We start from the raw sequence: 13,519 nt of genomic DNA, 5'->3' as shown, positions 1-13,519 counted from the left end.
AGCCCCGGTTTCCCGGAGTTATCCCAGTCTTACAGGCAGGTTACCCACGTGTTACTCACCCGTCCGCCGCTGATATCAGGGAGCAAGCTCCCATCAATCCGCTCGACTTGCATGTATTAGGCACGCCGCCAGCGTTCGTCCTGAGCCAGGATCAAACTCTCCGATAAAAGTTTGAATAGCTCTTTAAAAATAAATCTAGAATTAACGTTGACGTATTGTCTTGTTTTGTTCAGTTTTCAAGGTTCAATAATCATGGTTTAAATTGGAGCGGGTGAAGGGAATCGAACCCTCATCATCAGCTTGGAAGGCTGAGGTTTTACCACTAAACTACACCCGCATATAAAATTATGATGGTCGGGAAGACAGGATTCGAACCTGCGACCCCTTGGTCCCAAACCAAGTGCTCTACCAAGCTGAGCTACTTCCCGTCAGAAAAGCATATGTATAACTGTGAATCCGACACTCACCAGTAGAAGCAAGATGGCGCGCCCGAGAGGAGTCGAACCCCTAACCTTTTGATCCGTAGTCAAACGCTCTATCCAATTGAGCTACGGGCGCATATGTCTGTGAAACTTTTTGGTGCGGCCGAGAGGACTTGAACCTCCACGGGGTCGCCCCCACTAGGCCCTCAACCTAGCGCGTCTGCCATTCCGCCACGACCGCGTTCTAAAGCGACAAACACTATTATAACTGAGGAAGATCTATTTTGTCAACAACTTTTCAAAAGGTTTTTAAAAGTGCGGGTGAAGGGACTTGAACCCCCACGCCTTGCGGCGCCAGATCCTAAGTCTGGTGCGTCTGCCAATTCCGCCACACCCGCATGAATCTGTGTTATTTTTTGCTTAAGCAAAAAATGGTGAGCCATGAAGGATTCGAACCTTCGACCCTCTGATTAAAAGTCAGATGCTCTACCAACTGAGCTAATGGCTCGTAATGGCTGGGCTAGCTGGATTCGAACCAACGCATGTCGCAGTCAAAGTGCGATGCCTTACCGCTTGGCTATAGCCCAATACTCTTTTTTAAAAAGTGACGAGGTTTTTATATTAACATGTCCACCTCGATAAAGTCAATTGCTTTTTTCAAAAATAAATCTGGCGGTCCGGACGGGACTCGAACCCGCGACCTCCTGCGTGACAGGCAGGCATTCTAACCAACTGAACTACCGGACCAGAGTTTTTTCGCGATAGCGAAAATAACTATCCTTACCATGCTTTAGCAAAATAGGTTTCATTACCTTTATGCTAGCAAAAAAAATACCCCTTACCTTAAGTAAGCAAAATGACCCGTACGGGATTCGAACCCGTGTTACCGCCGTGAAAGGGCGGTGTCTTAACCGCTTGACCAACGGGCCACGTTTTAAATGGAAATGGCGGAGAAGGAGGGATTTGAACCCTCGCGCCAGTTGCCCGACCTACACCCTTAGCAGGGGCGCCTCTTCAGCCACTTGAGTACTTCCCCATAAAAATGGCTCCGCAGGCAAGATTCGAACTTGCGACCGATCGGTTAACAGCCGATAGCTCTACCACTGAGCTACTGCGGAACGTGAAGTATTTTTACGCTTAACTCGTCTTATCGACTCTTTAGATTATAATGACTCATCGATTCCTTGTCAACAACTTTCAGGCACTTTTCCTTCAATAAAAAACACGGTTGCCTCTCTTACACCTGGCCATTTTCAATCACGACCTCCTTTACGAGACGAAGTTTTCCTTTGCAGCGGCCACACACATATTTCCTTGTATTGATTTTTCTTTTTCTTTCGAAGTTAAGACCACACTGAGAACAGACATAATATAACACCCGCCTTCTCTTGTTCCCACTTGGCAACGAAGAACAATGCCTCGGGCCCCCGACATGCTTGAGCAGGCTCTTAAAGTCCTGATCTCCATGTTTGTATCCTCTTCCTTCAATATGAAGGTGGTAATGACATAACTCATGTTTAATAATCCCGATCAATTCTTCCATTCCATGCTCGTCTAGATATCTTCGATTAATATCGATATCATGGCTGCCCAACATATATCTTCCACCCGTGGTGCGTAATCTGGGGTTGAAATACGCCTTATGTTGGAATGGCTTGTTGAATGATTGGATTGAAATTCTTTCAACTAATTGCTGCAGCTCAGCATTTGTCATACAAATCCTTCTTTCTTAATTAGAACATGACAACCTATTATAGCATACACTAGGTATCACCCTTATTGTTTTAAACTGACAAACTACCCGGAGAAAGACTGCTTACTAAATCGCCACTTTCAAAGGGATAAGGAGGTTCAACGATGCCAAATTGGCTTGTCAATCAATTGAGGAAAGCTTATCTTGAGAAAGATCGATACCAGATCAAACTCCTTAATCAATGTTGGAATTTTTACAGAAAGAAGAACTGCTCTTAATGAATTCCAGCGTATATAAAAAAGAGCTGACCTCCAGATAGCTCTCTATCATTCAGTCAGCTCCTATTCATTTCTTAAGGAATCATTGTCAGTGCGACCCTGCCTTTTTGGACATCTACACTATCAACCCAAACGGTCACAACGTCCCCGACTGAAACCACATCTAATGGATGCTTCACGAAACCATTTTTCAGCTTTGAGATATGGACAAGCCCATCTTGTTTCACGCCAATGTCAATAAAGGCACCGAAATCGACTACATTTCGAACGGTTCCTTGTAACTCCATTCCTTCAGATAGATCTTCAAGCTTCAGAACATCTTTTTTCAGTAACGGTTTAGGAAACTCATCCCTCGGATCTCGACCTGGTCTAATGAGTGAATCGATGATATCCTTCAATGTTAATTTCCCTATTTCCAACTCTTCACAGACTTCCTCTATATTCAATTGTTCCAAAGACTGTTTGAGTTTTTCTGACCCGACGTCAGTTACACTCATGCCCACTTTAGAAAGGAGCTTCTTAACATCGTTATAGTTCTCAGGGTGAATGGACGTCCTATCAAGCACCTCTTTCCCATCTATTATCCTCAGGAAGCCGATACACTGTTCGAACGTTTTCGCGCCGAGTCTTGGGATTTTTTTTAATTGTGCCCTGGAATCAAACTTCCCTTCCTCCTCCCGCTTTTTCACGATATTGTTGGCCACTGTTTTAGAAAGACCTGCTACATATTGCAATAAGGATGATGATGCGGTATTTACATTAACACCCACTTGGTTTACAGCCGTTTCCACTACAAAAGTTAGCGATTCGTTCAACTTCTTCTGGGAAACATCATGTTGATATTGCCCGACCCCTACTGATTTAGGATCGATTTTCACCAATTCAGCTAATGGATCCTGTAATCTCCGTGCAATGGAGACCGCACTTCTTTCTTCTACTTGAAGGTCGGGGAACTCTTCTCTCGCCACATCCGATGCAGAGTATACGCTTGCCCCCGCTTCGTTGACTATTAAATATGAAATATTCCCGCCTACTTCTTTTAATAAATCCACAACAAATTGTTCCGTTTCTCTCGACGCGGTTCCATTTCCGATCGCAACGACCTCAATCGAATATTTTGTCAAAATTGATTTAAAAGCGTCTTCCGCCTTATTTCGTTGTGATTGAGATGTATGAGGATAGATCACATTGATGTCGAGGGTTTTTCCCGTTTCATCAATGACGGCCAGTTTACAGCCAGTCCGAAATGCAGGATCGACACCCAATACCATTTTCCCTTTCATCGGAGGCTGGAGCAATAATTTACGCAAGTTTTCAGAAAAGATATGAATGGCTTGATCTTCCGATTTGTCTGTTAACTCATTGCGGATTTCTCTTTCTACTGATGGCTGGATGAGCCTTTTATAACTATCCTCCACTGCTTCTTTCACAAGAGGCACGGAAATGGAGTGGATATTCTTGATCACCTGCTTTTCCAAATAGGTTTGAATACCTTCTGTATCTGGCTGGATGTTCACTTTGAGAATGTCTTCCTTTTCCCCTCTATTCATCGCCAGGACACGATGAGGGACAACTTTGTGAATCGGTTCCTGATAGGAGTAGTACATTTCAAACACTTTTTTATCGTCTAACTCTTCTTTTTTTACCTTTGATTCAATTAATCCTTTACGGAATGTATATTTTCTTATGTAGTCCCGGTAAGAAGCTTCATCGGATAAATATTCTGCAATGATGTCCCGGGCTCCACCCAGGGCTTCTTCGACTGTTGTTACTTCATTCTCTTCAGAGATATAGTTTGAAGCTTCACCTGAAAGGTCCCCTTTTAATGGGAAGGTAAGAATCCATTCGGCCAAGGGCTCCAAGCCTTTTTCTTTTGCTACGGTTGCTTTGGTACGCCTCTTTTGTTTATATGGACGATATAGATCTTCCACCATTTGCAGCTTATCCGCTTTTTGAATGGACCGGGTTAATTCTTCCGTTAACTTCCCCTGTTCTTCTATCATACGGATGACTTCTTCTTTTCGCTGCTCTAGATTCTGCAGATAATTCCATTTATCCATGATATTACGAATCTGGACTTCATCCAGTGCGCCTGTCTGCTCTTTTCGGTAACGTGCGATGAAAGGAACTGTATTCCCTTCCTCCAGAAGTGAAATGACGCTTTTTACATTCTTTATTGATAAGTTCAATTCTTTTGATACTTGATGAAGTAATGATTCTTGCTTTGTTAATGTTGCTGCCAATTGTATTACCTCCATTGATAGGATTCTCATTTATTTTACCATATCTGTCTTTGGGGTTTGAAACGGCGGATTAGTGACCGATGGGTTTCTTGACTATATAGCCTTTGGAGTGGTTGATTTCCACTCCACATGCTCGCATTCCTTGGGGCGTAAATTGCACTTATAAACAAAAAAACTTACCCTAAGCCTGTTAGAGTAAGTTTCCAATGATATATGTTGTATCATCTGAAGTACCGTCTACTAAGGATTGAATATCACCTAGCGCCCCATGAAGGGTCGGATATCTTTGAAGGATATTCTTTACGCCGGAAATGTTCAATCCATCTGAATGAATGAGAAATCTTGAATTGGTATTATAATGAAAACGTTGGGTTTTATACGTTTGAGGCCTTCCGGAGAGATAGCCTGTGACCGGTAAGGGATAGGTCATCTTACCTTCTGGTGCATACATATAAAATCGGATATTGCCTACACAACTATACACAAATTCTTTGGAATGGTAATATGCTTTAATAATCGCCACGGCAGCTCCTCGTTTTTTCTGAAGGACATCATTACAAAGACTCATGAGGGTCTCAACATCTTCGTGATGATTTTTTTCAACAATCTCAACGACAGCATGTGACGATTCATAGGCATACTTACCACTGCCTAAACCATCGGCAAGGACACAGAGAAAGTAATCGTTTGTGGAAGTATAGAAATAACTATCACCACAAAAGGGATTCCCATTTTTCGATACTTGTTCTGCATAAAGCTCTATTTCATTTTGTTGAAGATAAGCCATTAATAATGACTCTCCGAATCGTTCATCTCTTCTTGGATGGCTTCCCGAAGCTTTTTAATCGCTCTTCTTTGCAGACGGGAAACATGCATTTGTGAAATACCGAGCTTTTCCCCAGCTTCTTTTTGGCTTAGGTTTTCTAAATAGGTGTGTTGTATAATAGCTTTTTCCCTGTCAGAAAGGACATGAAGGACTTTCTCAAGAACGAGGCGCTGGTTTACCTTTTCATAACCTTCGTCCTGATCTCCAACGATATCCAGTATCGTTACCGTGCTTCCTTCTGAATCGGCCTCAATTGAGTGATCCACAGACAAAGCCTGATAACTCCTGCCCATTTCCATCGCTTCCAGAACCTCTTCTTCACTAACTTCCAGGTACTCAGCAATTTCATGAACCTGGGGAGAGCGTTCCAATTTATTGGTTAATTCTTCAACCGTCGCTTTAATTTTCGGGCCAAGTTCCTTAATTCTCCGGGGAACATGTACACTCCACGTTTTGTCCCTCAGGAACCTTTTGATCTCACCTATGATGGTGGGAATCGCGAAGGCTTCAAATGATCTGCCGAATGATTCATCATACCTCCTGATTGCACCAAGAAGTCCAATCATCCCTACCTGGATAATATCCTCATGGAAAGACCTGCCCTTTGAATATTTCCTCGCAATGGACTCAACAAGATTCTGATAATGTAAAATAAGCTGGCTTTGGGCATCATCATCCTGGGTTTCCTGATATTCCTTGATCCACTTGAGTACTTTTTCTTTTTGAGCCTGCTGGTTAGGTTGAGATAGTTTTTTCATCCCTCTCCACCTGCTCCCCTGATAGGAATTTAGTCATAAAGACTGTCACTCCCTCCTTGTGATGCACTTTTACATCATCCATAAGGCTCTCAATAAGGTAAAGGCCTAACCCACCTTCTCTTAAGAACTCCACGGAATGATCGGCATGATAAGGACCAACAGCACTGCGGATTTCTTTGAAATCAAAACTTTCACCGTGATCAGCCACCATCACTTCAAGACGATCCCCGTACAGCGCGAATCCGACAACCACTTCTCCGTCATTGTCTTTATACGCATGCTGAACCGCATTAGTGATCGCTTCACTTGTGGCAATCTTCAAATCCTCAATTGCATCATAGTCAAACCCCATACGACTTGCAATTCCCGAAAGCGTCAAACGAATGACCCCGACATATTCCGGCTTGGCGGGGATCTTCATCTCGATGTAATCAAAAGCCTGCATCATTCCACTCCACCTTCTACTTTGGAATTGATATTCATAATATCCCCTAAACCTGTAATATCAAACAATCTTTGCAAACGGTCAGATAGTCCGATTAGATTAAGCTGTCCATCACGTGCCTTAACCGTTTTAAACAGACCGACGAACACGCCGAGTCCCGTACTATCCATGTATGATACATCTGAAAGATCGACTGTAATATCTTTATTATCAGCTTCAGCAGACGGCTGAAGAGTTTCTTTAAGCTTTGGAGCTGTATATGCATCAATTTCACCGGCTACTTTAACTAGCAGCTCATTTTCTTTTTCTTTCATATCTATTGATAAGTTCATAAAAAGACCACCTTTTTGGCAACATTATAATACGTCTTTATTCATTTACCCTATTTCTGATGAAAATAAACAACATTATGAATTTCTTTTTATGATGATTAAGGTGAAATCGTCCCTAAGCTCAAAGTGCTGCAGTTTCTCAAGTTGTTTATACACATTATTGATGATTTCCTGAGTAGGAAGGTGTGTATACCGGCTGATTAACTGGACCAGATCCTCCCTCTCGATGAAACCTTCTTCCGTGCGGCATTCTGTTACTCCATCAGAAAGGAGAATGATCATATCCCCCACTTCCACACGTCTTTCGTATTGTCTGTACTTCGCCTTTTTATCGACACCCAATAGAAGGCCCTTGGCATCAAGATCCTCATATTCATTGGTTGACGCTCTATAAAAAAAGCCGGGTTCATGCCCAGCTGATGAATATGAAAACAGATGTTTCTCAGAATTATACACGCCGTAGAACATGGTAATGAACATACTGGCGTCCACGTTTTGTTCGACTACCCTGTTCAAGCTTTCCAACACAGCATTCGGTTCATGGCGATACTCCGGTAAACTATCCATTGCATATTTGATCATGGACATACAAAGTGCCGCTGGTATGCCCTTCCCGATCACGTCTGCAATGGCCACACTTACGCAGTCATTTTCATCCTGGACAAAGTGATAGTAATCACCGTTCATCTTCTTTGCTGGTACACTCACCGCTCCAATATCCAAACCTTCGACTGAAGGAATGACTGTGCCAAGAAGGGTTTGCTGCATATTGGATGCTACATCTATTTCATTATTCAATTCCTGCTGTTTCGTCCTTAAGCTTTGATGTTCACGATAGGCAAAACCATAACCTATCATGACTTCCAATAGAATATCGAAAGAATGCAGCACCTGATGCGGTATGTTTGGTTCCATTTCCAGAATGACATTCTTATGAAGACTGATGATTTCTTCCGGAGATACGTGATGCTCAATTGATTTGCGACTGAATTTCTGTCCCAAATAAAGAGCTTTCTCATCTTGGTCGTTTAAGTAGTGCTCAATAATCTCTCTATATTTTGAATCCATCAATTCTCTGAAATTCATAATAACTCCCCCTAGCGGAGCCACTTGGTCGCCCTAATATCTGTCCCTTCACCTGGTACAGATTCGACGTTAAATTCGTCCATTAAACGTTTAACTCCAGGTAAACCTGCTCCTAATCCGCCTGATGTGGAATATCCATCTTCCATTACTTTTCTGATATCGGAAATACCAGGGCCTTCATCTAAAGCGATGATGCGCACTCCCTTTTTTCCGCCGTCGAATAATTTTTCAATGCAAATTTGACCATAGCCGGCATATAAATAGATGTTCCTTGCTAATTCGCTGATAGCCGTAGTGATACGAGCCTGGTCAACTGTGCCGAATCCGAGCTCTTTCGCTACATTCCTCCCTAACTGGCGGGCAGCAACGATGTCCCATTCATTCGTGATCTTCACGCAGGATTGGCTATCCATACCTAGTCCCCCAGTTCCAATTGTAATTTCTCCAGACCTTTTTCTAGATCCAAAGCGGTCAGGACGTCCTCTAACCTGATTCCAAGCTCGATCAACGTAATCGCTACAGCAGGCTGAATGCCTGTGATGACAACTTTCGCTCCCATCAGCCTGGACATGTTGATTACATCCCCAAGTACTTTAGCGATGAATGAGTCTATAAAATCGATGGAAGTAATATCGATCACTACTCCCCTCGCACTTGTTTCGTGAATCTTCTGAAGAAGATCCTCTTGAAATTGAAGGGCTGTCTGATCATCCAGCTCCCACTGAATGGAAATCAATAAACAATCATGCAGCTTTAAAATTGGTATTCTCACTCTAATCCCTCCGTCGAAACTATTTTTCGATTTGTCATTTCAAGAGCTTTTTCTATACCTTTTCTTAATGTACTGTTTGTACTGAACTGATTAAGATCAATCCCTAAATTAACGATTGTCTGGGCGATCTCGGGTCTGATACCCACGAGCATACACTTAGCCCCGACCAAACGAACGGCTTCTGCCGCCTGTATGATATGATGGGCGACCATCGTATCGACTACCGGGACACCTGTAATATCAATCAGCACGACTTCAGCTCTATGTTTCACTACACCATTTAACAGGTTCTCCATAATCAAACGGGCACGTTCTGTGTCGATAGTGCCGACAAGGGGCATTATGGAGATCTTTTCAAATACCGGTATTAGGGGTGCAGACAATTCCTGTAATGCTATCTTTTGAAGAGAAACCGTTCTTTCCCAAGATTCTGTGTAAGCTTTAACCACTTTGTTGTACATAGGTGTCAACCATTGATCAAACTTTTCAACTTGCGCAGCATGATTTTCATCTGTGATCAACTGATCCTCCATCATGCCTTCGTATACCACTTTACCAAATGTCCCTAAAGCTGTTGTCACAAAGGTCAGTGGCCACCCCAACCTGACAACCTTTTCAGCGAAATCTTCAAGACGGCTGTTGAATTCTTTCGAATCTCTTAAGTTGGCAGCAATCATTTCCACAAACTCATGGCTTGTCTTTGTGAAAACCTGATCTGAAACCACTTGAAGAAATTTCTCATCCGCCTCATTCTTCATTCGTTCCATCCAAACACTAGTGATATCTGATTTATTGTCTTGAATATAATCCGTGACTTCACTAAACATTTAGTTCTCTCCATTCTATCATATGAAATTTAACCTCAGTATTTATGCCGATTGTTGTAACCCAATCTTAAAGTAGTTTACAACTAAGAACGAAAAATGACGTAATTACTCTAATAGTAACAAATAAATATGGAAAAGAAAAAGCCTATGCCTTTTCGGGTAGTTTTATTGCTTTCTTTTCCCATTATAAATTGTTTACCTTGTTTTGTCATAAAATTGTCTATATTTCCAATACCAGTTTCTTCTTTCACGATAAAATAAGGCTTCAAAGGGTATTTAAAATAAAAAAGGCAAAACAAAAAGGCTTGCTGATCAAGCTTTTGTTGATCAGCAAGCCTTCTGGTTTGCAGTTATATTGTCCCTATTGTATACGTGATAATGGATCCACACACAGGACGAAATCCCGAGTCAAAACTGGATCAGACCCACACTGATCTGCAGGGCGTCGTCCACTTTCTCCATCATCTCATCATCCAAGTGTGTAATCTTATCGGTAAGACGTTGTTTATCAATCGTTCGAATCTGTTCAAGCAAGATAACGGAATCACGTTCAAAGCCATAACGTTTTGCATCAATTTCAACATGAGTAGGCAGTTTTGCTTTTTGAATTTGTGCGGTAATGGCAGCTACAATAATTGTGGGACTAAACCTGTTCCCTATATCGTTTTGAATAACAAGCACCGGCCGAACTCCGCCTTGTTCTGAACCTACAACAGGAGAAAGGTCTGCAAAATATACGTCACCACGCTTTACAATCAAAGGATTAACCTCCGCTTACTAAGCGTTCGACTGTATGTTCTGCCTCATATTCTGCTTGAATCGCTTCTGAAGCGATTGCGAGATTAATCTTCGCCATTTCCATATAGCCGCGTCTCATAGATTCACGTAATTGTCTCTTCTTACGCTCTCTTAAATACATTTTGGTTGCACGATAAATAAACTCATTGCGATTCACATTTTCTTGATCTGCAAAGCCGTCTAATTCTGTAACGAGCTGTTGCGGTAGACGAATTAAGATTTCTGTTGTTGCGCTGGATTCAGACACAAACTACACCTCCACCAATCACTACATACCGTTTCTGTTCATTAACATATTTATCATACCATCAAATACAGGGAATGAAAAGTTAATTTATCAATCTCTTCTATTATCCACCAGTTAAAATACTAATTATTCATCGAATGGATCGTTATTTTCCTGGTGACTGGGAATACCTGTTGATAACAGTTTATTCGATACTTCCGTCGCTTCCCCATTCCTAATATAGATACGCGGCACTCTTGTCGAGATGATGCAAGGGATCTCATAGTTGATGGTATCTAGCTTTTGGGCGATTTCATCCATCGTTATAGAAGCTTCATCCTGCTTGCCGATCAACGTGACGCGGGTACCGATAGACCGGGATTCCGGAAGCCGGATCATACACTGATCCATACAGATCCTTCCAACAATTGGAACTCTCTCTCCGTCCACTAAAACGGCCTGACCCTGTAATTTCCGCAGCCAGCCATCCGCATATCCAATCGGAATCGTCCCGATCCATTCTGATTCACCCGTTTCATACGTAGCTCCATAACTGACTTTCTCCCCGGCTGCGAGTTCCTTTGTATGAATGAGTCTGGAATGGAGCGAAAAGACTTCTTTCAATGGAAATGGAAGTTCCGGTTTCATCTCGAGCGATGGTGTAAGACCATATATGGCGATTCCCACCCGAACGGCATTAAAGAGGGTGTTCGTTTTCCTGAGAGTAGCCGCACTATTGGAAGAATGGATGTACGCTGGGAGTGATTCCAGTTGTTCAAGCATATATTCGAAGCGCCTCAATTGCTCATCAAGATAGTCATCATTCAGTTCATCCGCCGTAGCAAAGTGGGTAAAGATCCCTTCAAGCTTGAATTGGGGATGGAAACAGATATACTCCTCGACACCCTTTAATTCTTCTGCGGTCCGAACCCCAATCCTCCCCATACCGGTATCACACTTGATGTGGAGGTTTAAATGATCTTCTTTCGACAACTGTCTTTCAGCTTCCTCAAGCCATTCCTTATGAAAAACCGTTAATGAAATGTCCAATTGAGAAGCAATCTTCACATCTTTTGGCCGCGTAGCCCCCAGAACAAGAATCGGAGCGCTGATGCCTCCCCTTCTCAAAGAAATCGCTTCATCCAGGAAGGCAACGGCCAATCCATGTGCCCCTGCAGCGAGGGCAGTTAGAGATGTTTGAACATCCCCGTGCCCATAAGCATTCGCCTTTACAACGGCAAATACATTCACGTCATCCGGGATATGACCTTTAATATTTTTTACATTTTCATATAAATGATCCAAATTTATTTCTGCCCATGTGTCTCGAAAAAATTGCGTCTGGGTTTCCACTCTGTTCACTTCCTCATATCGTTACACAAAACATTGTCATTCTATTCAAGAATACCATGGATTATTCATATTATCATTGATTGTGGTGAATAGATTTTGGATTTTTAGCAGGAAGGAAAGCATCGGCATGGGGTTTGATGGGGAATATGGGGGGATTTATGGTTGGAAACGGGACTTTGCGCCCTATTTGTGATGGGGATTGCTTTGAAAGATGAAGAGGCGGCCCCGATAGGACCGCCCCGTACATAATTATTATTTCACCATTGAACCTTGCACGGATTGTGCCACCATGACCATTTCGGAAGGAGTCAGGTCATTTGAAGCAAGCATATAATCCACACCATTATTCGTCCACCGGATGGATTGATCTGTCATGGCCGCTACAGTGAAGCCGAGGTCCACCAATTCCCCCTTCAGGGATGTAGACACGGTCATCGTAGGGACGACAGTCGTCTTCTCTTGAACGATCGTAAAGGATTTTTCACCATCATAGGTTAAGATGACGCGTTTCCCTGTATCGGTCGCCACTTCTTTTTCTTCTATTAATTCAGTACCGGTGATTTCTGACATCGGGTAAAGAACGGTGAATTCCGTATCTTCTACTGCAGCTGTTACTGGAACCTCAAGCTGGGCACCGGTCATATTCTTCTTCATATCGAAATCTTTTTTGTCAAACGCGGCTTTCATGTCCATCTTTGAAAATTCCACTTTCACAAGCGGGTTTTGATCTGAATCCATGACATGTACGGATGCCGGCGTCAGGTCTTTTTTGTTGAAAGCAATCTCCTGTGTAGGAAGCATCTGACTGTTCTGGTAACGTGTTTTCGTCGTGAAGACATAGTGACTCTTCGTTTCTTTGAAGGTCGCATCTTTGTCTTCTAACACATCTTTGACCAGTGATTCATACAAGTATGCCTGACTGCTGTTTTCCGGCCAGTTGCTTTGGAATCGGAAGCTTTTATTCAGAGCCGGTGTCAGGACGAACACTCCCTCATCATTACGCAGGATCATTTGGCTTTGATCTTTCGTAGCATTCTTTAAAGCTACACGATAATAATTAGGGTCATTATGCCAAACTTCAACATCATAGGTTTGGGGTTCTTCTCCCACCTGCAGGGTCATCTTTGCATCTGCTTTGTACCCCTTCATATCTTCTACTTTTGCCTTAAGGTCCTTGGTTACATCTTCTTTCGATTGTTCTCCACAAGCAGCGAGTGCAAGCACCGCCAACATGGCCATCACTAGTATCACTAGCTTTTTCTTCATTTTTTCAACCCCTTTTGTCCCAGGATAAACGTAATTGAGAGAGGGGAAGGCCACCTGTCAAAGAATGGACGATCCTTCGAAAGAATGCCCGGTTCCATTCGCCAACGAACCGCGATTGTTAGACAACTGGCCTTGTCTCTCCTATTGCACTACTGAATATATGAGACAACCTGAGGGATTATGCTAGTGAAGAT

The 13,519-nt window shown here is 42.7% G+C and carries 15 protein-coding genes, 11 tRNA genes and 1 rRNA gene; 1 reads left to right on the top strand and 26 read right to left on the bottom strand.

Translation table 11 applies throughout. The features are described from left to right. From AM506_RS17835 to AM506_RS17775, 13 genes are all read right to left on the bottom strand, one after another. Nucleotides 1–167, bottom strand: a 16S ribosomal RNA gene (locus tag AM506_RS17835); the annotation flags it as partial. A gap of 96 nt (nucleotides 168–263) precedes the next feature. Then, nucleotides 264–337: transfer RNA gene (locus AM506_RS17830), tRNA-Gly, on the bottom strand. A 14-nt stretch (nucleotides 338–351) separates the two neighbouring features. Further along, nucleotides 352–428 (bottom strand) — tRNA-Pro (locus tag AM506_RS17825). Nucleotides 429–481: 53 nt separating this feature from the next. Continuing rightward, nucleotides 482–558 (bottom strand) — tRNA-Arg (locus AM506_RS17820). Between the two features lie 19 nt (nucleotides 559–577). Further along, nucleotides 578–663, bottom strand: a tRNA-Leu gene (locus AM506_RS17815). A gap of 75 nt (nucleotides 664–738) precedes the next feature. After that, nucleotides 739–820, bottom strand: a tRNA-Leu gene (locus AM506_RS17810). A gap of 34 nt (nucleotides 821–854) precedes the next feature. After that, nucleotides 855–930 (bottom strand) — tRNA-Lys (locus AM506_RS17805). Nucleotides 931–934: 4 nt separating this feature from the next. After that, nucleotides 935–1,009: transfer RNA gene (locus tag AM506_RS17800), tRNA-Gln, on the bottom strand. An 83-nt stretch (nucleotides 1,010–1,092) separates the two neighbouring features. Then, nucleotides 1,093–1,169: transfer RNA gene (locus AM506_RS17795), tRNA-Asp, on the bottom strand. Nucleotides 1,170–1,279: 110 nt separating this feature from the next. Continuing rightward, a tRNA-Glu gene (locus tag AM506_RS17790) sits at nucleotides 1,280–1,351 on the bottom strand. 16 nt (nucleotides 1,352–1,367) lie between these two features. After that, a tRNA-Ser gene (locus AM506_RS17785) sits at nucleotides 1,368–1,458 on the bottom strand. Nucleotides 1,459–1,465: 7 nt separating this feature from the next. Then, nucleotides 1,466–1,540: transfer RNA gene (locus tag AM506_RS17780), tRNA-Asn, on the bottom strand. 119 nt (nucleotides 1,541–1,659) lie between these two features. After that, nucleotides 1,660–2,136 carry a SprT family protein gene (locus AM506_RS17775; RefSeq protein ID WP_060673942.1) on the bottom strand — a complete coding sequence of 159 codons (477 nt, stop codon included), beginning with the start codon at nucleotides 2,134–2,136 and terminating at the stop codon, nucleotides 1,660–1,662. A gap of 143 nt (nucleotides 2,137–2,279) precedes the next feature. Between AM506_RS17775 and cmpA the strand changes: the two genes are divergently transcribed. Further along, a complete protein-coding gene (gene cmpA, locus AM506_RS22585; protein ID WP_094075192.1) occupies nucleotides 2,280–2,393 on the top strand; it encodes a cortex morphogenetic protein CmpA in 114 nt (37 codons plus the stop codon). Between the two features lie 74 nt (nucleotides 2,394–2,467). Here the strand turns inward: cmpA and AM506_RS17770 are convergent, their stop codons facing one another. The 13 genes from AM506_RS17770 to AM506_RS17710 form a co-directional block, all read right to left on the bottom strand. Beyond that, on the bottom strand, nucleotides 2,468–4,636 hold the full coding sequence (locus AM506_RS17770) for a Tex family protein (RefSeq protein ID WP_152968626.1): 2,169 nt from the start codon (nucleotides 4,634–4,636) through the stop codon (nucleotides 2,468–2,470). Nucleotides 4,637–4,826: 190 nt separating this feature from the next. Continuing rightward, nucleotides 4,827–5,423 (bottom strand): PP2C family serine/threonine-protein phosphatase, encoded by a 597-nt coding sequence (locus AM506_RS17765; protein ID WP_060673938.1) that lies wholly within the window; start codon nucleotides 5,421–5,423, stop codon nucleotides 4,827–4,829. Next, entirely contained in the window at nucleotides 5,423–6,220 is a 798-nt protein-coding gene (gene sigB, locus AM506_RS17760; protein WP_060673936.1) for an RNA polymerase sigma factor SigB, read from the bottom strand. The genes AM506_RS17765 and sigB overlap by 1 nt, the downstream gene beginning before the upstream one ends. Further along, the gene (rsbW, locus tag AM506_RS17755; RefSeq protein WP_034763252.1) at nucleotides 6,198–6,665 is read right to left on the bottom strand and encodes an anti-sigma B factor RsbW; all 468 of its coding nucleotides are present in this window, start codon (nucleotides 6,663–6,665) and stop codon (nucleotides 6,198–6,200) included. Before rsbW ends, sigB begins: the two co-directional genes overlap by 23 nt. Then, nucleotides 6,665–6,997: an anti-sigma factor antagonist gene (locus AM506_RS17750; RefSeq protein WP_060673934.1), complete on the bottom strand. Its 333-nt coding sequence runs from the start codon at nucleotides 6,995–6,997 to the stop codon at nucleotides 6,665–6,667. Before AM506_RS17750 ends, rsbW begins: the two co-directional genes overlap by 1 nt. A 75-nt stretch (nucleotides 6,998–7,072) precedes the next feature. After that, complete coding sequence (locus tag AM506_RS17745) at nucleotides 7,073–8,083, bottom strand: PP2C family protein-serine/threonine phosphatase (protein WP_060673932.1); 1,011 nt, start codon at nucleotides 8,081–8,083, stop codon at nucleotides 7,073–7,075. An 11-nt stretch (nucleotides 8,084–8,094) separates the two neighbouring features. Then, nucleotides 8,095–8,496: an anti-sigma regulatory factor gene (locus tag AM506_RS17740; protein ID WP_060673929.1), complete on the bottom strand. Its 402-nt coding sequence runs from the start codon at nucleotides 8,494–8,496 to the stop codon at nucleotides 8,095–8,097. A 2-nt stretch (nucleotides 8,497–8,498) separates the two neighbouring features. Continuing rightward, nucleotides 8,499–8,855 (bottom strand): STAS domain-containing protein, encoded by a 357-nt coding sequence (locus tag AM506_RS17735; protein ID WP_034763058.1) that lies wholly within the window; start codon nucleotides 8,853–8,855, stop codon nucleotides 8,499–8,501. Further along, nucleotides 8,852–9,682, bottom strand: a complete 831-nt coding sequence (locus AM506_RS17730; protein ID WP_060673927.1) for an RsbT co-antagonist protein RsbRA — start codon at nucleotides 9,680–9,682, stop codon at nucleotides 8,852–8,854. The genes AM506_RS17735 and AM506_RS17730 overlap by 4 nt, the downstream gene beginning before the upstream one ends. Nucleotides 9,683–10,090: 408 nt before the next feature. Then, the gene (ndoA, locus tag AM506_RS17725; RefSeq protein WP_034763063.1) at nucleotides 10,091–10,441 is read right to left on the bottom strand and encodes a type II toxin-antitoxin system endoribonuclease NdoA; all 351 of its coding nucleotides are present in this window, start codon (nucleotides 10,439–10,441) and stop codon (nucleotides 10,091–10,093) included. A gap of 4 nt (nucleotides 10,442–10,445) precedes the next feature. Then, nucleotides 10,446–10,727 carry a CopG family ribbon-helix-helix protein gene (locus AM506_RS17720; RefSeq protein WP_032085355.1) on the bottom strand — a complete coding sequence of 94 codons (282 nt, stop codon included), beginning with the start codon at nucleotides 10,725–10,727 and terminating at the stop codon, nucleotides 10,446–10,448. A 126-nt stretch (nucleotides 10,728–10,853) separates the two neighbouring features. Further along, nucleotides 10,854–12,059, bottom strand: coding sequence for an alanine racemase (gene alr, locus AM506_RS17715; protein ID WP_060673925.1), 1,206 nt, complete (start codon nucleotides 12,057–12,059; stop codon nucleotides 10,854–10,856). A 252-nt stretch (nucleotides 12,060–12,311) separates the two neighbouring features. Then, nucleotides 12,312–13,325 carry a LolA family protein gene (locus AM506_RS17710; RefSeq protein ID WP_060673923.1) on the bottom strand — a complete coding sequence of 338 codons (1,014 nt, stop codon included), beginning with the start codon at nucleotides 13,323–13,325 and terminating at the stop codon, nucleotides 12,312–12,314. Nucleotides 13,326–13,519 lie beyond the last annotated feature (194 nt).

Source organism: Rossellomorea vietnamensis, from assembly GCF_001305855.1.
Lineage (GTDB): Bacteria > Bacillota > Bacilli > Bacillales > Bacillaceae_B > Rossellomorea > Rossellomorea vietnamensis_A.
The sequence above is the reverse complement of the archived record's forward strand: the minus strand, read 5'-3'. Positions and strand labels throughout refer to the sequence as shown.